Consider the following 20,449-nt stretch of genomic DNA (forward strand, 5'->3'; position numbering starts at 1 on the left):
TCAGCGGCGCTCGGCAACGACGAGCTGGAACTTGTCGAACGTCAGCCTGACGATGTTGTGCCGTGAGTCGACGGTGCCCAGAGACGTTCCGTTGAAGGGATCGGTCAGTGTGTACTTGCCCTTGCCCAGCCCTCGCAGCTCCACGTCTCCATCCCATTGGTCGGCGTAGAAGGCGTAGTGCAGCGTGGAGTTCTTGGCGATGACGTGCGTCTCCGGCAGGTCGAACCCGACGTCGTACAGCTCACCGCGGTACTCGCCGGTGGGCAGCATGTTCTTCTCGTACAGGTCGACCCACTTGCGCCAGAGCGCCTCCTTCTCCGGGGTCAGCACCTTCTCCCGCCCCGGCTTCGTCCCCGGCGGGTCGCTCGGGTACGTGAACTTCGTCGAGAGCACCGCGCCGACGCCGTAGCTGGAGGCGAAGTCGTTGCCTCCGTCACTCAGTTCGACGTGGTCACCGGCGTAGCTGCTGCCCTGTCCCATCAGCGCCTTCATCGACTTGCCCTTGGTCCGGACCTGGTACGACGACGTCGGGTCCGAGCCCGGGTACTGGTCGACGTACGGCAGGTTGTGGAAGGCGAACGCCGTACCGCACGGGCAGAGTTCGACGACCGCGTTGCGGTTCTCGGCGTGCGCGGCGTCGTGGATCGCCTTCCAGAACTGGGCCAGTCCTTCGGTCGACTCCTCCGGCCGGGCGTGCCCGTGAGTGGGGTTGTAGCAGGGCGTGACGCCGTTCAGATGCTGCCCGTCGATCTTCAATCCTTCATAACCCCAATCACCGATGAACTTCCGCGCCTGCCCGGCGAAGTAGTCGACCACCGGCTGGTACGCCGGGCACAGGGTCCACGCGTCCCACCAGGTCACCTGTTGTTTGTTGCCGTCGCGGTCGAGCAGCAACATGTCGGAGTGGTCCTTGAACAGGTTGCTCTCGGGATCCGCAGCCAGCGGCGCCCACCACAGCCGGGGCAGCAGACCGGCGTCGCGGATGTCCCGGGTGAACGCCCGCATGTCCGCGTTGCCGCCGGGGAACTTCGCCAGGTTGATGTCCCAGTCGCCCTCGTTGGTCTGCCAACCGTCGTCCAGCCCGGCCCACTTGAAGCCGACGTCGCGGACCTTCGGCAACGTCCCGAGCACCTGTTCGACGGTGAAGTTGCGCTCGTATCCCCAGGCACACCAGACCGGAGCGTACGCCGACTTTGCGACCTTGGGCGCCCGCAGACCGAGGTCGCCCATGTAGTCGCGATACCGCTGCAGCGGAACGAAGTGGTCGCTGGGATGGACCGTCACGAAGGTGGTGTCGGTGGTCAGCCGTTGTCCGGGCTCCAGGGTGCGCGGGGTGTCGCCCTCGATCGCGATGCTTGCTCCGTGCCCGGACTTGCGGACGGGCATCCGCAGAATCCGGGCCTTGGGCTCGACGTGGCCTACGGAGAGGCCGCCGGTGCGACGCCAGATTGTCGCCATCGGGGTGCCGCCGCCGTAGTCGGAGGCATCCATGCCGAGGGAGTTCTCCTGGGAGAAGTCCTCGGTCACCGGTTGCACCCAGTCGCGCCGGTCCTCGTGAGTTGAGCCGGAGAAGGTGTAGAAGCCGCCTGGCGATTGCAGAAGTTCGTGGGCTCCGTTCCGCCAGCCGGTGATGTCGAACGACGTGCCGGACAGGTTCGTGTAGGTCACCTGCATCACGGCCATACCGCTCAATCGCTGATAGCAGGTGAGCTCGACGGTCTTCCGTACGCGTTCCTTGGAGTCACCCTCGATGGTCACCTGCACACCTGCGCCGTGGCGGGAATGCCAGGTCTTTCGCGTCCGGTGTTCGCGATAGGCGAAGGTGTCGATGGCTGTTTCGCCGAGGAGCAACGCCTCGCCGGCGTCGAACTGCGTCAGCTGCGAGCCGTTCAGTGCGACTCTGCTGTGCAACTGGTCATCGAACTCAACAGTGATGGAGGTGTCGCCGACTCCCACGATCTTCGGCCCTGCCGCCGCAGCAGTCGCCGCCGGGAGCGCAGCGAGACCTGCGCCTCCCAACGCGATTCTCAGCACGGTTCGCCGCTTCATATTGGTCATGCCAAAACCCCTCAGGAGTGAAAGCCGACGCAGCGCACAATGCGCGATGAGGTCTGAAACGTAATCTGGCGAACACATTCCGTCAAGGCAACAATCTATTTGCGCACACTATTGATCAAAACGCGCAATCGCCGTCGCATTGTGATTTGGTCAGCCGCGGATTCGGTAGTGGAGGTGGACAACCGATCTGTGGAGGCGCACTGTGAGGAGAGACGTCTGCCGGGGGAGGGGCTGGGGAGCGGACGTCATATCCGGGGGAGACCGTCATCGGGGGCGATATCGCATCTCCTTGCTCATGCTCGATCGAGGGAGAGTCATGTCAAGAAGGGGAATCGCGGTCGCCGTCGGCATCTTGTTCCTGGTCCAGATGGTCACCGCCATGGTCGGTACGTCGTTGATCGACGCGTTCGAGAACGGCGACACCGACCGCGCGCCACTGACGGTCGGCGTCGTACTGATGATGTGTTCCGGGATCGCCGTCGTGGGGATCGGCCTGCTGATGTACCCGGTTCTGAAGGACGTCAATCAGAGGCTTGCGATCTGGTACCCGGTGATGAGAGTCATCGAGTTCACCGTCTCCACTGTGTGCGGGATCTATCTGCTGACACAGTTGGAGGTCGTTCCCAATCACCTGCTCTGGGTGTACATCCCAACGGGTATCGGCGGTCTGATCCTCACCTACCTGCTGTTCGTCTCCAGGCTCGTCCCTCGGGCGATCGCGGTGCTCGGGATCGTCGGCTACTCCTGTCTCCTGCTCGGAGTACCCCTCGACCTTCTCGGTGTTCTCGACATGAATGACGGCGCAGGGCTTGCGCTCCTGATTCCGGGCGGGTTGTTCGAGTTCGTGGCCATGCCGATCTGGCTGATCGCCAAGGGGTTCAGGTCACCGACACCTGCAGGTGAGGTCGGGTCACCAGCGTTGGCGGTGTGACCTTTCGCGGCTGTCGAGGCGTCTTACAGGGTGACGCGACGACATGACAGCCGATTGCGGGCGGGGTGAGACGTGTGCACACCGATGTTCCGATTCGTCAGGACCAACTGACGGTCGGTGAGATCGAGCCACTGCACTATCGAGCGGTAGCCGATCTCCACGACGACAGAAGCTTTCTGCAGATCCCTTCGTGGGCTCAGGTCAAGACCGGCTGGGCCTCCGAGTTGCTGGCTTGGCGGGACGGCGACGGACGGGTCGTCGGTACGACGCTGGTGCTGTTTCGCCAGGTGCCGGGCCTGTCCCGGTGGTATGCGTACCTGCCTGAGGGCCCGGATATCGATTGGGCGGATCCTTGGCTGGAACGATGGCTCGATCCCCTGCTCGACTATCTCGAGCGACGGGAGGCTTTCGCGGTCAGGTTGGGGCCGCCGAAGGCCTTGCGGCGTTGGCAGGCAGCCACCTTGAGGCCGGCGGTCGCACCTGGCCGCCGGGTCGACCATGTCCTGCCTGATGTGGTGGAGCCAGTCGGGTCGGCGATCGCCGACCGCCTGAGATCCCTGGGCTGGCGCCGATGCGGCGAGCAGGAGTCGGCCGGCGATGCACAGCCCCGGTATCTGTTCCAGGTCCCGATCGCGGGTCGCGATCTGGTGGCCGGCTTCAGCAAGGAGTGGCAGCGCAACATCCGCAAGGCGATGAGATCGGGCGTCGACGTACGACTCGGGGCCGAGCGCGACCTGCCCACGTTCTATGAGCTCTTGAGCACCACGGAACGACGCAACGGGTTCCGTTCGGGCCGGTCGTTGGCGTACTACCAACGCCAGTACCGGGTGATGAACGGCGAGGTGCCGGGTCAGATGCGGTTGTATCTGTCGACCTGGCGGGACGAAGTCCTTGCCGCCCACACCATGAACGTCGTCGGCAGGCGCGTCTGGTACCAGGCCGGCGGATCGGCCGATCACCGCCGCGACGTCAGGCCGAGCCACATCCTGCAGTGGAAGATGATGACCGACGCCCAGAAGCTCGGCGCCGAGCGGTACGACATGCGCGGTGTGCCGGCCTCGCTGGATCCGGATGACGCCGCGTACGGGCTGCTGCGGTGGAAGCTGGGCACCGGCGGAGAGGTGGTCGAGACCGTCGGCGAATGGGAGCGGCCGCTTCCCGGACCGATCAACCGCACCCTGCACCGGGCGATGATCCACTTCCGTCACCGCCGCCGCTCGGGGCTGATCCGGGGCTAGGCGTCGCGGAGGTGGAGGAGCAGCAGGGCGGTGGCGAGGGCGGCGACGGCGTACAACGCGAGGACACCGAGACCTGCCCAGGGAGCGATCGATTGGGCGTCCAGACGCAGCGTGGCCTGGATCGACAGGCCCGCGGTCATCGGTGACGCCTTCTCGATCCATTCCTTCCAGCGGGGGTCGGTGACGGCGATCGACATGATCGGTGCGACGTAGAGCAGGACGAAGAGGATCGACACCGTGCCGCCGGTATGGCGGACGACGAAGGCGACGCCGAGGCTGAGCAGCGCGACAAGGCCGAGATACAGCACGGTTCCGCCGTACGCGCGCAGGGTCGGCCCATCTCCGAGCGAGAGGGGCCGGTAGCCCGCGGTCGTGGTGAACCCGTTGCCGGCCAGGAATTCGCGGCCGGCGAGCAGCGAGATCACCACACTGATCGTGGCGGCCCCGACGACCGCGGAGGTCACGACCACCGCCTTCGCGGCGAGGACGGCGAACCGGCGCGGGCAGGACGCAAGCGTCGTCCGGATCATCGCAGTCTCGTACTCGGTGGTGACCGCGAGCGCTGCCAGCACGATCACGGCCGCCTGTCCGAGGTAGACCCCGGACAGGCTCAGCTTGGCGAGATCGAAGTCGCAGCTGGGGTCGGAGCGCGCGCAGTCCGGCGGTGTGAGGTCCCAGGTCACCAAAGCCCCGATGGCTGCCGTCGTCAACACCATCGCGGCAAGCGTCCAGCCGGTGGCCGGCATCGTGCGCAGCTTCGTCCACTCTGCCCACAGCGCCCGTCCGGCCACCAGGCCCTGTCCGGCGGCCATCAGGCGTCCCGGCGGCCGAGTTGCCAGCGGGCAAGACCGAGTGCAATGACGGCGTACCCGCAGAGCACGCCCAGACCCGCCCATGGACCGATCACCTGGCCCGCGTCGACCGTCTGCTGCACGGCCAGCCCGGCGATCGGGGTCAGCCGGGTGGCCCAGATGTCGGCATCGGGTGAGATCACCGGTACGACGAGCTGCGGCACCACCACGAGTGCGACGACGAACACGATCGCGCCGACCGTACGTCGCCGGAGTACGGCGATGCCGAGGCTGAAGAGCGCGATCAGGGCGAGGAAGACGGCGGTTCCGACGACCGCACGCAGGCTCTCGCCGTCCAGCAGCGACACATGCGGGTACGCCGGTGGGTTGTAGCCACCCGAGTGCAGGCCAGGTTGCGCGATCAGGAAGGACGCGACACTGGCGATCAGCCCGGCCACGAACACCGTGCCGCCGAGCACGACGGCCTTCGCAGCGAGAACCTGGCCGCGCCGGGGTCCGGCGATGAACGTGGTGCGGATCAGCCCGGTCCGGTACTCCGCTGTCATGAACAGCACGCCGAGGGCGATCACCGCGATCACTCCGACGCGTACGCCGAAGAGGCTGAGCAGCACCACATCGTCGTCGCCCGGCGAATGCCAGCTCGCGATGCCGTACCCGGAGATGTCGCCGGACCCGGTGACGTTGAACGTGTCGCCGGACCGGCTCAGGTCACCGATCGGAACTCCACCGGTCTCCTTCGACGGCAACGTCGAGATGTTCTGACCGATCCAGTCCCGGCCCCCTGCCAGTGCACCGGTCACCCTGACATCGTCGAAGATCGCCGCGCCCACGGTGTTCCTGATCCCGATCGACATGCCGCCGCCCGTTCGGGTGGACACGTACGACGGCGGTGACGCGACGAACAGGCCGATCTCGACGTCGCGCGGCAGCGCCACGCTCAGCGTCCCGACCTCGTGCCAGTCCTGGCCGTTGGCGGATGCGTACCCGGTGATCGAACTGCCGACCCGGGTCAGCTTGAGCCACTGCGGCGCCCGGTCGGGCGGTCCGGCCAGATCTGTGTCGAACATCGCCTGCATCCGCACCCCGTGGTCAGGCGTGACAAGCACAGCGGCATACGGCGATCCCGGTGTGATCCCAGCCTTCACGAGGAGGCCGGCCTTGGCCCATTCGTGGCTGCTCTGCTGGCTGACGACCCTGGCGACCACCGAGCTGTCGCCGGCCAAGGGCTTGTGCACGAAGTAGGCCTGGTCGGAGTACCGCGGCTGCTCGTTGGCGTCGGTCGAGCCGGCCGACGTGCCCAGGAGTTCCAGCAGCACGGTGACTGCGACCGCCGCGAGCAGGCACAGTGCGGTGCTCCGCACGGAGCGGAACTTCGTCCACTCTCCGCGCAGCACGCGCAGGAAGCTCGTCATCGTTCACGCCTCCCGTGGCCGGCCGTGCGCGGCGAACTCGACCACGTCGCGGGTCAGGTCCATGTAGGCCTCTTCCAGCGACGCCCGATGCGCGGCGACCTCGGTGAACGTCAGCCCGTGCTGGTTCAGTAGCTTGATGACGTGCTCTGACGTCAACCCGGTCACGGTCACTCGATCGTGGTCGGTCGCGGCGACCGTGGCGCCGGCCGTCGCCAGCACCGTCATCGCCTGGGTCCGGTGCGAAGTGCGGAGTACAACTCTGTCCGCCGATGCGGCGGAGACCAGCTCCGCCACGGTGGTATCTGCGATCAGCCGGCCGCGGCCGATCACGATCAGATAGTCCGCGCTGCCTTCGAGCTCACCCATCAGGTGGCTGGACACCAGCACCGTCCGGCCCTCGGCCGCCAGCGACCGCAGCAGACCGCGGATCCAGACGATGCCCTCGGGGTCCAGCCCGTTCACGGGCTCGTCGAACAACAGCACCGGCGGATCCCCGAGCAGCGCCCCGGCGATCCCGAGCCGCTGCCGCATGCCCAGCGAGAACCCGCCGGCTCGGCGTCGTGCCGCTTGCGTGAGGCCCACCTGCTCGAGGACCTCGTCGACGCGCCGCGCCGGAAGACCGTTGTACTGCGCCATCCAGAGCAGGTGATCGCGTGCCTTCCGGCCCGGATGGACCGCGGCCGCGTCGAGCAGCGCACCGACCTCGCGCAGCGGCGATGCGAGATCCCGGTAGCGGCGACCGCCGACCAGTGCGTCGCCGTCGTCCGGCGCGTCGAGGCCGAGAATGACCCGCATCGTGGTCGACTTCCCGGCTCCGTTCGGTCCGACGAACCCGGTCACCTGCCCCGGCCGGACAGTGAACGACAGACCGTCCACGGCGACCGTGGCGCCGTACGTCTTGGACAGCTCGCGAACCTCGATCGTGGTGGACTCCATGCCTGCGACGCTACGGCTCGGCCCGGCAGATTTCGTCACGCTCCTGAGCGCTCTGGTCGTCCCTCGCGTGGGGGACGACCGGGGTGACGGACCGGGCGGACAATGAGTCTGTGAGCCAGGTCCGTGAGCTGGGCGACCGGGCGTTCGTTGCCGTCCGCAGGATCGCCGACACCCGCGATGCGTACGTCGTCGTGGCGGTCCTGCTCGCACTGCTCGCGGTCATGGAGTCTGCGAGCGGCGGCGACCGGAGCGGCATGGACCAAGGGACAGGGCTGCTCCTCGGGCTCTGTGCGACGGTGCCGCTCGCATTCCTGCCGGCCCACCCGATTCCGGCAGCACTGGCAGTCACGCTGGCGAACAGCGTGTTGCTCGCCAGCCCCGAGACGCCGTACGTCGCGGCGGTGCTGGCCGGGATGATCGCTGCGTACCGGCTGGCGCGGAGCAGATCGCGTCTGGTGGCGTTCCCGCTGCTGCTGCCGTTCGTGGTGCTCGCGCTCGGTGAGCCGCGGTTGGACTCGACTGTGGTGCTGGTCCTGATGACGGCCGCGGTCCTGCTCGGCACCGCCGTACGGGAACGCGGTACGGCGGTGGCCGCAGCGGCAGCCGAGCGCGAGACCGCGGAGACCCTGCATGATTACGCGGCACGGGGTGAGCGAGCCCGGATCGCCCGCGAACTGCACGACGTCGTCGCGCACCACATCTCGATCATCGCCGTCCAGGCCGAGACCGCCCGGCTGTCCACACCATGCTTGCCGCCGGAGGGTGCGCAACGGCTGATCGCGATCGGCGACACCGCGCGGTCCGCTCTCACCGAGATGCGCCGGCTGCTCGGCGTACTGCGCGAAGACGCTGACACCGGCGCTCGGGCCGTGCGGGCACCGCAGCCCGGTCTGGAAGAGCTGAACGCACTCGTCGACGAAGCGCGCGCGTCGTCCGGCGCCAGCACTCGCTTGATCGTGCGCGGCGGTGTCGTCCCGCTCGATCCGGGGGTCCAGCTGACGGCGTTCCGCATCGTCCAGGAGGCGCTGACCAACGCGCGCCGGCACGCACCGGGCGCGGCCGCGGACGTGGAGTTGGACTACACGGACGAGACACTGCGTGTGCGGATCCGAGACAGCGGTCCAGGCCCGGCCCTCCACCCCGACGGGACCGGCGGACACGGGCTGGTAGGCATGCGCGAGCGCGCCGCGATGATGGGCGGTTCTCTGACCTTCGGGCGGTCCGTGGGCGGCGGTTTCGTGGTCGAGGCTGTCCTTCCGATCCCGCTGGACGCGCCATGACGACACCGACACGGATCGCCGTCGTCGACGATCAGGAGGTCATCCGCGCCGGATTCGGCACGCTCCTCGGTACCCAGCCGGACTTCGTCGTCGCGGGCACCGCTGCCGACGGGGCCGAGGCGGTCCGGTTGTGTCGCGACCAGGCGTTGGACGTCGTCCTGATGGATGTCCGGATGCCGGTCCTGGACGGTATCGAGGCGACCCGTCGCATCGTCACCGACTCCGGTCCCACCGCAGGTCCGCGGATCCTGATGCTGACCACGTTCGACCTGGACGAGCATGTGTACGACGCTCTGGCCGCCGGAGCCAGCGGCTTCCTGCTCAAGGACGTGACCGCGGAACGCCTCTTCGACGCGGTCCGGGTGATCGCGTCCGGCGGTGGTCTGCTCGCGCCCACCGTGACGCGCCGGTTGATCGCGGAGTTCGCCCGACGTCGTCCGGCCGGCGACCCGGCGGTGTCTCTCGGCCACCTCACACCGCGCGAGCTCGAGGTGCTCCGACTGATCGCCGGTGGTCTGTCCAACCCTGAGATCGCGACCCGGCTGGTGGTCAGCGACGAGACCGTCAAGACCCACGTCAGCCGGTTGCTCAGCAAGCTCGGCGCACGCGATCGCACCCAGGCCGTGATCGCCGCCTACGAGTCAGGCCTCGTCGTCCCCGGTGCCCCACGCGACCGCTGAGCGGCCTCAGGTGTGGTCGGCCTGTGGCAGCGTGGCTTCCAGGGTGGCGCCTCCGGTGGCGGCGGTGCGGATCGTGATCGTGCCGTGGTGGCGTTCGATGATGGTGGCAACGATCGCCAGGCCGAGGCCGGTGCCGCCGGCGTCGCGGGAGCGGGCCGGGTTCAGCCGCACGAACCGGTCGAAGACGCGGGTCCGGTCGGCTCTGGGGACGCCGGGACCGTCGTCGCTGATGGCGAGGACGACGGTGGTGGCGGATTCCGTGAGGGTGAACGCGATCCGGCTCCGGGCGTGCCGGGCGGCGTTGTCGGCGAGGTTGTGGATCATCCGGGCCAGCGCCGCCTCGTCGCCGCGGACCTGACCGCCGGACACGCCGGCCGTGTCGATCGCCAGGCTTGTTGCCGACCGCAACCGTTGCGCCTCGGCGAGGACGAGGTCGTCGAGGTCGACCGGGGTGTTCGGAGGTTCCGTGTGGTTCTCGTCGGATCGGGCCAGTAGCAGCAGATCGTCAACCAGGCCTTGCATCCGCACATCTTCCTCGAGGACTGTCGTCGCCAGCTCGGTGACGGTCGTGCGCCCGGGATGGGCCCGGGCGACCTCGGCGTGCTGGCGGATCGCCGCGATCGGGGACCGCAACTCGTGCGAGGCATCGGAGACGAACCGCAGCCGGCTCTCCTGTGACCGCTGCAGGCGATCGAGCATCCGGTTCATCGTCCTGGCCAGTCGGCCGATCTCGTCGGTGCGTGCGGCGGGGACCCGGCGGTGGAGCTCGGTCGCGGTGATCTCGTCGACCTCACGCCGGATCGCCGTGACCGGCGCCAGGATCCGCCCTGTCACCACCCACGTCACACCGCCGACGATCAGCATCATCAACGGCACCCCGACCAGGAGGACGCGACGTACGAACCGGGTCGAGTCCAGCACATCCACCAAGGGTTTACCCACGATCACATCGCCACCGGTGGCGAGCGGTGCCGCGGCAAAGACGAAGTCCTCCGGATAACCGGGAGGTTCGACCGAGACGCAGCCGTTGGCAGGCGGAGAAGCGATCGTGTCGCCACCACCCTGTACTGCGATCCACTGGATCAGCTCGCTGTTCGTGGACTGTGGCCGGTCGGTGCCGGTCGCCGAGCTCAGTTGTGCGGCTCGGTCCTGCGCGTCCCGGCACACCTGGTCGGTGAGCACGGAGCCGAGCAACGCGACGAGCACCAGGGCGCCCGCGACGAGCGCGAGGCCGAGCACCAACACCGCTGTGATTGTCACCCGCAGCCGCATGGCATGACCTCCCCATCGTCAATCGGCAAGCCGGTAGCCGGCTCCGCGCAGGGTCGTGATCGAGTCCTGCCCGAGCTTGGTGCGGAGTCGCCGGATGTAGACCTCGATGATGTTCGGGTCGCCGTCGAAGTCGTAGTCCCAGACGTGGTCGAGGATCGTTCGTTTCGACACCACCTGACCATGCCGCCGAACGAGGAACTCCAGCAGCGACAGCTCCCGCGCGGTCAGCACCAGCTCGACCTCACCGGCCCAGGCTCTCCGGGCCGCGGGATCCAGCCGCAGGTGACCGGCTTCCAGCACGCACGGTCGTTCCGCCGCACCCCGCCGTACCAGGGCACGGAGCCTGGCGATCAGGACGGCGTACGAGAAGGGCTTGGTGAGATAGTCGTCCGCGCCGGTGTCCAGGGCACGGATCTGGTCGGTGTCCGCATCCCGTGCCGTCAGCATCAGGATCGGCGTCCACACCTGCTCGGCCCGAAGCGTCGCACAGATCTCGAACCCGTCGAGCTCCGGCAACATCAGATCCAGCAGGACGACGTCGTACCCGTATTCGCGGGCGAGCCACAGTCCGTCGGTCCCGGTCAGCGCGACGTCGACGGCGTACCCCTCTGCCTCCAGGCCGGCCCGCAGACCCGTGGCCAGCCGGAGTTCGTCCTCCACCACCAGCGCGCGCATCACCCACCTCCAGGCGATCCTCCTCCATTCTGGCTGAATCCCGGCTGAATGCACCGTTCAGCGGGGATTCAGCCGTGCGGACCTAGCGTCGGCCCATGGCGACCATCGAGGCGATCGGCCTCAGCAAGCGGTACGGCGCGCGCAACGCCCTCGACGGACTCACCTTCGCCGCGGACGCGGGCGAGGTGATCGGACTGCTCGGCCCCAACGGCGCCGGGAAGACGACCACGATTCGCCTGCTCACGACGATCCTCGAGCCGACCGGCGGGACCTTCAGCGTCGCCGGCGTACCCAGCGATCAGCCGCACCGGATCAGACAACGCATCGGCGTCCTGCCGGAGAGCGCCGGATACCCGGCACGGCAGACCGGCGCGGAGTACCTCCGCTATGCGGCGCGGCTGTTCGGATCGAGTCGCCACGATGCACGCGCGGTGGCCGAACGATTGCTGACCGACGTTGGTCTCGGCGATCGAGCGGGTTCACGGATCTCGACGTACAGCCGGGGTATGAAGCAACGGCTCGGGATCGCCCGCGCGCTGGTCAACGACCCCGCGGTCGTGTTCCTGGACGAGCCGACACTCGGCCTCGACCCGGCCGGTCAGCGCGAGATCCTGAGCACCATCGCGGACATCGCCGGCCGGCGCGGTGCGACGGTGGTGCTGTCGACGCACACGCTCACCGAGATTGAGGAGGTCTGCGGCAGCGTGCTCATCCTCGACCACGGCAGGCTTCAGGCGGCCGGGCCGATCGCCGGCATCGTCGCGGGTGCGGGCAGTCTCAGTGCCGCGTTCCTCGACCTGACCGGGGAGAGCGGTCATGACTAGGTGGACAGTGGTTGCCGAGCAGGAGAGCCGAGACCTCTGGATCGGCGGCCGCGGACCGGTGCTGGTGTTCGGGTTCAGCATCCTGCTCAGCGCGATGACCTACCTGGCGGCGACCAATCGGGCCATGAACTTCCTCGAGCAACGCGAGGCGGTCAACCTCACGGTCCAGGTCGGGCTGGCGGTCGGGGTCCTGCTCACGGTCGTGGTCAGTGCGGATGCGATCAGCGGCGAGCGCGAACGCGGCACGTTCGAGGCACTCCTGCTCACGCCCGTGTCCCGGCGCGCGATCGTCGTCGGTAAGCTCGCGGCCGCCTCGACGATGTGGCTGGCCTGCCTGGCCGTCACACTCCCTTATCTGTGGGTGCTCGGCCGCGGGGTGGCGGGCGCAGGCCAGGCGGCGCTCCTCGCCCTGGTCGTCGGGACGCTGGTCGCGATCGGGCTCGGCGGCATCGGAATGCTCTTCAGCGGCTGGACGAACTCCAACAAGACGAGCCTGGCGTGCGGCCTGCTCCTGTTGCTCGTGCTGTTCGCGCCGACCCAACTGCCCGCGTTGCCGAGGACCGGATTCGGCGAGGTGCTGACGCGGATCAACCCGATCGGGTCCGCCTTGCACTACATCTCCCAGATCCTTGTCGGCCGCCGTGGCTGGACCAACGACCTCAGCTATCTGGCCGCGCCGGTCGTGGTCGCACTGGTCGTCGTCGCGGTCCTGATCGCGGCCGGCCCCCGACTCGTCCGGCTGACCGCGGGGTTGCGATGAACCTGCTCAGCCTGATCGCCACCGTGGTGATGGCCAACCCGACGATCACGATGAATCAGGACCAACTGACCACGCAGCTCGGCCAGACCCTCACCGTGGAGTCGGTCGTCAGCGAGTCCGGTCCGGCCATCGCGCATCTCAACGTGGTCAGCCTCGACGGCGTGTACGTCGACCTGGAGGACTGGACGCAGGACGTCACCCAGCCGGTCCCGGCCGGCCGGGAAACCCAGCTGGACTGGGAGTTCCAGGCCGTCAACCCCGGTCACTTCGCGGTGTACGTCGTACTGATCCCGCAAAGCGGAGCTCTCGTCGCCGGACCACCGGTCCACGTCACCGTCTCACCTCGCCAGACGCTCGACAGCGGTGGTGTTGTGCCGGTGGCGATCGCCGTACCGGCACTGCTCGGCGCCGCCGCTCTGATCGGGCGCCTCAGGCGCGCAGCAAGGGCTTGAGGTCGTCGCACGCGACAACGTGGTGTGCCAGTCTTGTCGGATTACGGATCGACGTACATCAGGAGGCGAGAGTGGAGATTCCGGCCGAGTTCGAGGAACTGTTGTCATCGGCAACAGTCGCGTTCGTTGGGACGATCGGAAAGCGGGGTGAGCCGCAGGTGACGCCGCTGTGGTTCCTCTGGGACGGCGAGCGCGTGCGGATCAGCCTGGTGGAGGGCCGCCAGAAGTTGCGCAACCTGCAACGTGACCCGCGGATCTCGGTCGTGATCGTGGACCCGGCCCGGCCGACGTACTACCTGGAACTGCGGGGGCGGGTCGAGGAGTTGATCGCCGACCCGGATCTCGCGCTGGAGCAGGCGATCGCCCGGAAGTACACCGGCGACTGGGCAGACGTCGAACCGCCGGGTACGACGCGGTACGCGGCAGCGATCATCGTGGAACGCACCACAAGCCAGCTCGGCAGCCCTTGACGGCACCCTCCCAGCGGGGCTGTAATCGATGTCTCCAGCCGTGTTGACGTCAACATCCTTACTGCCCGTCCGCCCCGACGTAAGGACCCCGGATGAGACTGATCAGACTCGCCGTCCTGAGCGCAACGCTCACCCTGCTGGCCCCGGCCGCGATCGCCGCCCCGGCCCCACCCGCACCCACGACCTACAACTCGTTCCGCCCCGGCGCCGAATGGCTTGACACCACGGGTCAGGTGATCCAGGCACATGGCGGCCAGGTGATGCCGTCGACCGACGACCGGGGCCGGCGGATCTGGTACTGGTACGGCGAGGATCGAAGCAACGGGTACTTCGACTCACCCGGAGTCCACGTCTACGCGTCGTACGACTTGTACAACTGGAAGGACGAGGGCCTCGCTCTGCGGGCGATGAGTTCACCGGACCAGTTCACGAACGACAAGTACTTCGCGAAGTTGTACAAGCACTACACCGCCGCGCAGAAGGAGATCGTCTGGCGCGACCTGTCCACCAACAGCGTCCGGACCGACGGCTGGGCGAGACCGTCGATCCTCGAGCGGCCGAAGGTGATCCACAACAAGGCGACCGGCCAGTGGATCATGTGGGTGCACTCCGACGGACCGTCGTCCCCGACCGGTACGTCGACGTACGCGCGGGCCGAGGCCGGGGTGGCGATCGCGGATTCGCCGACCGGGCCGTTCCGGTGGATCGACTCGTACCGGCTGAACCGCGTGCCGAGCGACTCGGTGCCGTGGTGTGGGACCGGGTCCGCGTTCGACCCGGCCGGCGGCATGGCCCGGGACATGAACCTGTTCGTCGACGACGACGGGACGGCGTACATCGTCTACTCCTCCGAGGAGAACCGGACGATGTACGTCTCGAAGCTGAACAAGTCGTACACGTACCTGTCCGCGCCGCCCGAGAACGCCGTGCAGGGGAAGGATTTCGTGCGGACGCTCGCGTGCAACCAGCGGGAGGCGCCGGCGATGTTCAAGTCCGAGGGCACCTATTACCTGATCACCTCCGGTGCCACCGGATGGGATCCGAACCCGGCGCGCTACGCCACCGCGACGAGCGTTCTCGGCCAGTGGACCGACAAGGGCAGCCCGATCAGTGGGGCAGGCGCGGCGGACACCTATCGGTCGCAGAGTACGTCGGTGATCCCGGTCGATCCGGCGCGGAACAAGTACGCCTTCATGGGCGACCGGTGGACTCCGGATGACCTGGCGAACGCGCCGTACATCTGGATGCCGATGAGCTTCGGCGAGGGCGGCAGCCTGTCGATCGGCCCCGACCAGGAGTGGACACTGCGCGACCTGGCGCCGTACCAGCGCTGGGCTGTCGAGACGGCGCTGCCGGATCACGTCTGGCTGAACGACACGAGCGCCCTGCCGGCCACGGTCAGTGTGAAGACGGCAGCGGGCTCACAGCAGGTCGCGGTCACGTGGGATGCGTCGACCATCGCGCAGCCGGGGCCGGCGAGCCTTCGCGGCACTCTGTCGGACGGGCGCACGTTCACGCGGTCCGTCATGGTCGTCCCGCACAACGTTCGGTACGCCGTCAACGCGGGCGGTGCCGCGACGGCGGACTGGCAGACATTGATGCAGACCGCCGCCAGCGAAGGTGCCCTGCTGAATTCGGGCCCCGAGCAGCCATTGGGAACCGATCCCATCACCGGGACGACCTGGGGCTACACCGGGTCGAGCGCACCCGCGGGGAGTGGGGACCTGTACAGCACGTTGCGCTACGCCAAGGATCACGAGGCACTCGTCTACACCTTCGGCGGCCTGGAGCCAGGGACGTACACGGTCCACGCCGGGTACTTCGATCCGTGGCCGTGGGCGAACCGCGCCGCCCAAGTCACGGTCAACGGTTCGATCGTCGACCAGCAGCGTCTCTTCACGGGCACCGGTACGGCGGCGTCGTACGGCGGGATCGCGGTCGGTGCCGACGGCAACATCACCGTCTCCATCGCACCGACTCGCGCACCAGACATCCAAGTCAGCTGGCTGATGGTCTCCCGCGACAGCTGATTCTGTGCCCCCGGTGACCGCCGGGGGCACAGTTGTGTCCTCACTATTCAGTGCTACTATCTACTGGTAGTCAGCAGCACTGAGTAGTACGAGGAGGTGAGCCGTGGTCAAACAGATGACGGAGATGCTGAAGGGCACGCTGGAGGGGATCGTGCTCGCGATGCTGTTCGGGCGGCCCGCGTACGGCTACGAGATCACCGCGTGGTTGCGGGAGCAGGGCTTCACCGACATCGCCGAGGGCACCATCTACGCCCTGCTGGTCCGGTTCGAGCGACGGGGTCTCGTCGACGTGGAGAAGGTCCCGTCGGAAAAGGGCCCGCCGCGCAAGGTGTATTCCCTCAACGCCCAGGGTCAGGAATATCTCGACGAGTTCTGGAGGACGTGGAGCTTCCTCTCCGAACGGCTCGAACAGCTCCGCGAAGGAGGTCGGTAGGAAATGGCTGCACGATGGATCGAGAAGGTCACCGGACCTCTCGACGAGAAGAAGCGATGGCGGCAGTACAAGGCGCGCACGCGCCGGCTTCCGGCGAACTATCGCACGGCGGTCGAAGCCATCGAGCGGTACTTGATGTACTTCGGGCGCGGCGAGGCCGGTTTGACCACGATGTACGAGGACCTCATCGACCTGTTCGAGCAGAGCGCGGCGGCCGGGACACCGATCCGCGACATTGTCGGGGCGGACCCGGTGGAATTCGTCGAGACCTTCGTCCAGAACTACCCGGACGGGCAGTGGCGAATCCGCGAGCAGAACCGGCTGAACAAAGCCATTGCAGACGCTGCCGGAGAAGACGAGAGGCCCGTTTGATGACGACCCGGTCCGTCATCCAGGTGCACGGCCTGGAGAAGTCGTACAAGGAACTGAAGGTACTGCGCGGCGTGGACTTCGACGTGCAGCGGGGCAGCATCTTCGCGCTGCTCGGCTCGAACGGGGCGGGCAAGACGACGGTCGTGCGGATCCTGTCCACGCTGCTCAAGGCCGACGCGGGGACGGCCACGGTGAACGGCTTCGACGTCGCGACCCAACCGGACAAGGTGCGGGAGTCGTTCAGCCTGACGGGTCAGTTCGCCGCCGTCGACGAGATCCTCAGCGGGCGGGAGAATCTCGTGCTGATCGCCAAGTTGCGGCACCTCGGCGACCCGGGCGCGATCGCGGACGATCTGCTCGCCCGGTTCTCGCTGACCGAGGCCGGCGGGCGGCGGGTTGCGACGTACTCGGGCGGCATGCGTCGCCGCCTCGACATCGCGATGAGCCTGATCGGGAATCCGCCGGTCATCTTCCTCGACGAGCCGACCACCGGGCTCGACCCGCAGGCGCGGATCGAGGTGTGGAACAGCGTCAAGGAACTCGCCGAGCACGGCACGACAGTGCTGCTCACCACCCAGTACCTGGACGAGGCCGAGAAACTCGCCGACCGGATCGCGATCCTCCACGAGGGCCGCATCATCGTCAACGGCACCCTCGCCGAACTGAGGCAACTCCTCCCGCCGGCCAAGGTCGAGTACGTCGAGAAGCAGCCGACCCTCGAGGACGTCTTCCTCACCCTGGTCGGCACGGACAAGTAAGGACAACCATGGCCACGCATCTCCTCGGCGACACCGCCGTACTCACCGGGCGATCCCTGCGTCACATCACCCGCAGCCCGGACACCATCATCACCACCGCACTCATGCCGATCGCGATGATGCTGCTGTTCGTCTACGTGTTCGGCGGCGCGATCGACACCGGGTCGACGTCGTACGTGAACTACCTCCTGCCCGGCATCCTGCTCATCACGATCGCGTCCGGCGTCGCCTACACCGCATTCCGGCTCTTCACGGATCTGCAGGGCGGGATCTTCGAGCGTTTCCAGTCCCTGCCGATCGCGCGGTCGGGCGTGTTGTGGGGCCACGTGCTGACCTCGGTGGTCGCCAACCTGATCTCACTCGTGATCGTTGTTGGCGTCGCCCTCATCATGGGTTTCCGCACCGGAGCGGGAGTCGCGGCCTGGCTTGCGGTGGCCGGGATCCTGATCCTCTTCACCCTCGCGGTGACCTGGCTGGCCGTGGTCGCTGGCCTGTCCGCCAAATCGGTGGACGGCGCGAGCGCGTTCTCGTACCCGCTCATCTTCTTGCCGTTCCTCAGTTCGGCGTTCGTGCCGACCGAGACCATGCCCGGCCCGGTGCGCGCCTTCGCCGAGAACCAGCCGGTGACGTCCATCGTCAACACGATCCGCGCGCTGTTCGCCGAGCAACCGGTCGGCTCTGACATCTGGATCGCCCTTGCTTGGTGCGTCGGCCTCCTGGTCGCTGCCTACGCCTTCGCGGTCGCGCTGTACCGGCGCAAGATCAGCTGACCGACCTGGTCGGTGTCTGCGGCGTGTCAGCCGCGTGTCAGGACGGTCGGCGATCGTCGTGGCAACAAACCATGCGCCCTTGCACGCAACGAACTCCTGAAAGGATCTGTCATGTTCGCACGACTGGGCTCGCTGGTCGTTCGCCATCCCTGGCGGACGATCGGCGCCTGGGTGGTGATCATCATCGGGGTCGTCGCGACGGCCCCGGCACTGAACTCGACCACGGACCAATCCGCCTTCCTGCCGTCGCACTACGAGTCGATCCAGGCAGCCAAGCTGCAGGAGAAGGCCTTCCCCAACGCCGCCGCGCCCGCCGCGATCGTGGTGTTCGAACGATCCGACGGCGCGCCGCTCACCGCGGCCGACGCGGCAACGGTCGAATCCGTCACCGGGCAACTGAATCAGGCACAGCTGAAGGACGTCACCGGGATCCAGGCGGTCCCACCGCCGGACAACCGGCTCATCCAGATCGCCGCGGTGCAGATGACGAAGGTCACGAACCCCAGCGACACCAGGCAGAGCGACGCGGTCAAGGCGCTGCGTACGGCGTTGCAGGACAAGGTCAACGGCACCGACCTGAAGGCCGGCGTCACCGGTTCGGCCGCGCAGGCCCTCGACGCGCAGGAGTCCTCGACCAAGGGCCTGGCCATCGTCGGGATCGCCACCGTGGCGCTGATTCTGTTGCTGCTGCTGGTGATCTTCCGCAGTCCGGTGATCGCGCTGCTGCCGGTCGTGGTCATCGGGGCGATCTCCTCGGTCGTCAACGGCCTGATCGCCATGGTGAGCACGGCGTTCGATCTGAAGATCGACCCCTCGGTCAGTCCCATCCTGCTGGTGGTGCTGTTCGGGGTTGGTACCGACTACATCCTGTTCCTGATGTTCCGCTACCGCGAACGGCTGCGGGCAGGGGAGGATCCGAAGACCGCGATGGTCAGCGCCGTCACCCGGGTCGGTGAGGCGATCACCTCCGCCGCCGGCGCGGTGATCATCGCCTTCATGGCACTCACGCTGTCGACCCTCGGCCTGTTTCGCTCGCTCGGACCGGCGCTGGCGATCGCGGTGGCGGTGGCACTGCTGGCCGGGCTCACCTTGGTGCCGGCGATCGTGTCGCTGCTGGGCACGAAGGTGTTCTGGCCGTCGAAGGCCTGGCGCGTCGAGCCGAAGGGAGCCTCGTTCGCCAGGCTCGGTCGCGGGCTCGGTCGTCGTCCGGCGGTGTTCGCCGCGGCCTCCGGTGGTCTGTTGATCGTGCTGGGTGTCTTCGCCATCGGTTTCAACCCGACGTTCGATCTCACCTCGGGCTCGACCTCCGACACCTCCGAGTCCACGACGTACAGCAAGGAACTGCTCAAGGGCCTGCCCGCCGGCGTCACCCAGCCGTCGGACGTGCTGCTGCAGTCACCGAACCCGCTCAGCAAGACCCAGCTCGACACCTATCGCACCGAGCTGACCCGAGTGGACGGTGTCGGCGAGGTCTCGGAACCCGCGCTGTCGCAGGACAAATCGGTCGCCCACTTCCAGGTCACGCTGAAGACCGCGCCTGAATCGGACCAGGCGATCGAGACTGTCCGGGGACCGCTGCGTACGGCGGTCCACGAGGCCGCACCACCCGGGACCACCGCGGTGGTCGGCGGCCTGACCTCTGTGTTCGTCGACTTCCAGGATGCGATGAACCACGACTACAAGGTCGTGTTCCCGTTGGCGGCAGTCCTGATCATGATCGTGCTGGCGCTCCTGCTGCGCAGTCTGGTGGCGCCGTGGTACCTGATGGCGTCGGTGTTCCTGGGCTTCGGGGCCACCTTGGGTGCGACCGTCATGGTGTTCCAGCATCTGCGGGGCGAGAGCGGGCTCATCTTCACCCTGCCGGTGATCATGTACCTCTTCGTGGTTGCCCTAGGCACCGACTACAACATCCTGATGGTGGCTCGATTGCGGGAAGAGGCCCGTGAGGGCCGCAATCCGAGGGAAGCCGCCGCCCTGGCCCTGCACCACACCGGGCCGACCATCGCCGCGGCGGGTGTCATCCTGGCGGGCACCTTCGCCTCGATGATGCTGGCAGGCAACTCGACGCTGGCGCAGATGGGCTTCGCCATCTCCGTCGGCATCGCGATCGCGGCGTTCGTCATGGCGATGTTCTTCACCCCGGCGCTGACCGCCCTGATCGGCCATCGCGCCTGGTGGCCGGGTCACGGCGGCACCCAGCAGAAGCCACAGCAAACCGAGGACCGAGAGCCGGTCCGGATCGGCTGATCCCAACCACCGGAGCCGGGCTGCCCGCGAGGGCCGCCC

20 protein-coding genes are annotated in these 20,449 nt (G+C 67.6%); 14 read left to right on the forward strand and 6 right to left on the reverse strand.

What is annotated here, in order from left to right; translation table 11 throughout:
* Positions 1 to 2,058, reverse strand: coding sequence for a glycoside hydrolase family 36 protein (locus AB0I34_RS07390; protein ID WP_360440949.1), 2,058 nt, complete (start codon positions 2,056 to 2,058; stop codon positions 1 to 3).
* 316 nt (positions 2,059 to 2,374) lie between these two features.
* Here AB0I34_RS07390 and AB0I34_RS07395 point away from each other — a divergent pair, with 316 nt between their 5' ends.
* Entirely contained in the window at positions 2,375 to 2,989 is a 615-nt protein-coding gene (locus AB0I34_RS07395) for a DUF4386 domain-containing protein (protein ID WP_360440952.1), read from the forward strand.
* Between the two features lie 74 nt (positions 2,990 to 3,063).
* Positions 3,064 to 4,227, forward strand: coding sequence for a peptidoglycan bridge formation glycyltransferase FemA/FemB family protein (locus AB0I34_RS07400; protein ID WP_360440955.1), 1,164 nt, complete (start codon positions 3,064 to 3,066; stop codon positions 4,225 to 4,227).
* Here AB0I34_RS07400 and AB0I34_RS07405 read toward each other — a convergent pair.
* From AB0I34_RS07405 to AB0I34_RS07415, 3 genes are read right to left on the reverse strand one after another with little or no spacing between them, the layout of a single operon-like run.
* Positions 4,224 to 5,039 (reverse strand): ABC transporter permease, encoded by an 816-nt coding sequence (locus AB0I34_RS07405; protein WP_360440958.1) that lies wholly within the window; start codon positions 5,037 to 5,039, stop codon positions 4,224 to 4,226. The two genes, AB0I34_RS07400 and AB0I34_RS07405, sit on opposite strands and share 4 nt — an antisense overlap.
* Positions 5,039 to 6,451, reverse strand: coding sequence for a hypothetical protein (locus AB0I34_RS07410; RefSeq protein ID WP_360440961.1), 1,413 nt, complete (start codon positions 6,449 to 6,451; stop codon positions 5,039 to 5,041). The genes AB0I34_RS07405 and AB0I34_RS07410 overlap by 1 nt, the downstream gene beginning before the upstream one ends.
* A gap of 3 nt (positions 6,452 to 6,454) precedes the next feature.
* A complete protein-coding gene (locus AB0I34_RS07415) occupies positions 6,455 to 7,387 on the reverse strand; it encodes an ATP-binding cassette domain-containing protein (RefSeq protein ID WP_360440964.1) in 933 nt (310 codons plus the stop codon).
* A gap of 110 nt (positions 7,388 to 7,497) precedes the next feature.
* Between AB0I34_RS07415 and AB0I34_RS07420 the strand changes: the two genes are divergently transcribed.
* Together AB0I34_RS07420 and AB0I34_RS07425 are read left to right on the forward strand one after the other, a co-directional pair.
* The gene (locus AB0I34_RS07420; RefSeq protein ID WP_360440967.1) at positions 7,498 to 8,667 is read left to right on the forward strand and encodes a sensor histidine kinase; all 1,170 of its coding nucleotides are present in this window, start codon (positions 7,498 to 7,500) and stop codon (positions 8,665 to 8,667) included.
* Complete coding sequence (locus tag AB0I34_RS07425; protein ID WP_360440970.1) at positions 8,664 to 9,347, forward strand: response regulator transcription factor; 684 nt, start codon at positions 8,664 to 8,666, stop codon at positions 9,345 to 9,347. Before AB0I34_RS07420 ends, AB0I34_RS07425 begins: the two co-directional genes overlap by 4 nt.
* A 6-nt stretch (positions 9,348 to 9,353) precedes the next feature.
* On the opposite strand, the gene AB0I34_RS07430 is transcribed toward AB0I34_RS07425, so the two are convergent.
* Positions 9,354 to 10,619, reverse strand: coding sequence for a HAMP domain-containing sensor histidine kinase (locus tag AB0I34_RS07430; protein WP_360440973.1), 1,266 nt, complete (start codon positions 10,617 to 10,619; stop codon positions 9,354 to 9,356).
* Positions 10,620 to 10,637: 18 nt separating this feature from the next.
* Positions 10,638 to 11,294 (reverse strand): response regulator transcription factor, encoded by a 657-nt coding sequence (locus AB0I34_RS07435; RefSeq protein WP_360440976.1) that lies wholly within the window; start codon positions 11,292 to 11,294, stop codon positions 10,638 to 10,640.
* 95 nt (positions 11,295 to 11,389) lie between these two features.
* Here AB0I34_RS07435 and AB0I34_RS07440 point away from each other — a divergent pair, with 95 nt between their 5' ends.
* The 10 genes from AB0I34_RS07440 to AB0I34_RS07485 all read left to right on the forward strand — a co-directional run bounded on the left by AB0I34_RS07440 (position 11,390) and on the right by AB0I34_RS07485 (position 20,410).
* Positions 11,390 to 12,118 carry an ABC transporter ATP-binding protein gene (locus AB0I34_RS07440; protein ID WP_360440979.1) on the forward strand — a complete coding sequence of 243 codons (729 nt, stop codon included), beginning with the start codon at positions 11,390 to 11,392 and terminating at the stop codon, positions 12,116 to 12,118.
* Positions 12,111 to 12,878, forward strand: a complete 768-nt coding sequence (locus tag AB0I34_RS07445; RefSeq protein WP_360440982.1) for an ABC transporter permease subunit — start codon at positions 12,111 to 12,113, stop codon at positions 12,876 to 12,878. Before AB0I34_RS07440 ends, AB0I34_RS07445 begins: the two co-directional genes overlap by 8 nt.
* Entirely contained in the window at positions 12,875 to 13,330 is a 456-nt protein-coding gene (locus tag AB0I34_RS07450) for a hypothetical protein (RefSeq protein ID WP_360440985.1), read from the forward strand. Before AB0I34_RS07445 ends, AB0I34_RS07450 begins: the two co-directional genes overlap by 4 nt.
* 71 nt (positions 13,331 to 13,401) lie before the next feature.
* Positions 13,402 to 13,800 carry a PPOX class F420-dependent oxidoreductase gene (locus AB0I34_RS07455; protein ID WP_360440988.1) on the forward strand — a complete coding sequence of 133 codons (399 nt, stop codon included), beginning with the start codon at positions 13,402 to 13,404 and terminating at the stop codon, positions 13,798 to 13,800.
* A 92-nt stretch (positions 13,801 to 13,892) separates the two neighbouring features.
* Positions 13,893 to 15,830: a glycoside hydrolase family 43 protein gene (locus tag AB0I34_RS07460; protein WP_360440991.1), complete on the forward strand. Its 1,938-nt coding sequence runs from the start codon at positions 13,893 to 13,895 to the stop codon at positions 15,828 to 15,830.
* Between the two features lie 115 nt (positions 15,831 to 15,945).
* On the forward strand, positions 15,946 to 16,263 hold the full coding sequence (locus AB0I34_RS07465) for a PadR family transcriptional regulator (RefSeq protein WP_360440994.1): 318 nt from the start codon (positions 15,946 to 15,948) through the stop codon (positions 16,261 to 16,263).
* A 3-nt stretch (positions 16,264 to 16,266) separates the two neighbouring features.
* On the forward strand, positions 16,267 to 16,635 hold the full coding sequence (locus AB0I34_RS07470) for a DUF1048 domain-containing protein (RefSeq protein WP_360440997.1): 369 nt from the start codon (positions 16,267 to 16,269) through the stop codon (positions 16,633 to 16,635).
* Complete coding sequence (locus tag AB0I34_RS07475) at positions 16,635 to 17,393, forward strand: ATP-binding cassette domain-containing protein (RefSeq protein WP_360441000.1); 759 nt, start codon at positions 16,635 to 16,637, stop codon at positions 17,391 to 17,393. The genes AB0I34_RS07470 and AB0I34_RS07475 overlap by 1 nt, the downstream gene beginning before the upstream one ends.
* A gap of 8 nt (positions 17,394 to 17,401) precedes the next feature.
* On the forward strand, positions 17,402 to 18,163 hold the full coding sequence (locus AB0I34_RS07480; RefSeq protein ID WP_360441003.1) for an ABC transporter permease: 762 nt from the start codon (positions 17,402 to 17,404) through the stop codon (positions 18,161 to 18,163).
* A 111-nt stretch (positions 18,164 to 18,274) separates the two neighbouring features.
* Complete coding sequence (locus AB0I34_RS07485; protein ID WP_360441006.1) at positions 18,275 to 20,410, forward strand: MMPL family transporter; 2,136 nt, start codon at positions 18,275 to 18,277, stop codon at positions 20,408 to 20,410.
* Positions 20,411 to 20,449 lie beyond the last annotated feature (39 nt).

Origin of the sequence: Kribbella sp. NPDC050281 (assembly GCF_040655855.1) — a bacterium.
Taxonomy (GTDB): Bacteria; Actinomycetota; Actinomycetes; order Propionibacteriales; family Kribbellaceae; genus Kribbella.

Coding starts and splice junctions, on each gene's coding strand:
- AB0I34_RS07395 (WP_360440952.1), top strand. CDS start 2,375: ATGTCAAGAAGGGGAATCGCGGTCGCCGTCGGCATCTTGTTCCTGGTC.
- AB0I34_RS07415 (WP_360440964.1), bottom strand. CDS start 7,387: ATGGAGTCCACCACGATCGAGGTTCGCGAGCTGTCCAAGACGTACGGC.
- AB0I34_RS07475 (WP_360441000.1), top strand. CDS start 16,635: ATGACGACCCGGTCCGTCATCCAGGTGCACGGCCTGGAGAAGTCGTAC.
- AB0I34_RS07410 (WP_360440961.1), bottom strand. CDS start 6,451: ATGACGAGCTTCCTGCGCGTGCTGCGCGGAGAGTGGACGAAGTTCCGC.
- AB0I34_RS07440 (WP_360440979.1), top strand. CDS start 11,390: ATGGCGACCATCGAGGCGATCGGCCTCAGCAAGCGGTACGGCGCGCGC.
- AB0I34_RS07445 (WP_360440982.1), top strand. CDS start 12,111: ATGACTAGGTGGACAGTGGTTGCCGAGCAGGAGAGCCGAGACCTCTGG.
- AB0I34_RS07430 (WP_360440973.1), bottom strand. CDS start 10,619: ATGCGGCTGCGGGTGACAATCACAGCGGTGTTGGTGCTCGGCCTCGCG.
- AB0I34_RS07485 (WP_360441006.1), top strand. CDS start 18,275: ATGTTCGCACGACTGGGCTCGCTGGTCGTTCGCCATCCCTGGCGGACG.
- AB0I34_RS07390 (WP_360440949.1), bottom strand. CDS start 2,058: ATGACCAATATGAAGCGGCGAACCGTGCTGAGAATCGCGTTGGGAGGC.
- AB0I34_RS07405 (WP_360440958.1), bottom strand. CDS start 5,039: ATGGCCGCCGGACAGGGCCTGGTGGCCGGACGGGCGCTGTGGGCAGAG.
- AB0I34_RS07470 (WP_360440997.1), top strand. CDS start 16,267: ATGGCTGCACGATGGATCGAGAAGGTCACCGGACCTCTCGACGAGAAG.
- AB0I34_RS07480 (WP_360441003.1), top strand. CDS start 17,402: ATGGCCACGCATCTCCTCGGCGACACCGCCGTACTCACCGGGCGATCC.
- AB0I34_RS07450 (WP_360440985.1), top strand. CDS start 12,875: ATGAACCTGCTCAGCCTGATCGCCACCGTGGTGATGGCCAACCCGACG.
- AB0I34_RS07435 (WP_360440976.1), bottom strand. CDS start 11,294: ATGCGCGCGCTGGTGGTGGAGGACGAACTCCGGCTGGCCACGGGTCTG.
- AB0I34_RS07465 (WP_360440994.1), top strand. CDS start 15,946: ATGACGGAGATGCTGAAGGGCACGCTGGAGGGGATCGTGCTCGCGATG.
- AB0I34_RS07460 (WP_360440991.1), top strand. CDS start 13,893: ATGAGACTGATCAGACTCGCCGTCCTGAGCGCAACGCTCACCCTGCTG.
- AB0I34_RS07425 (WP_360440970.1), top strand. CDS start 8,664: ATGACGACACCGACACGGATCGCCGTCGTCGACGATCAGGAGGTCATC.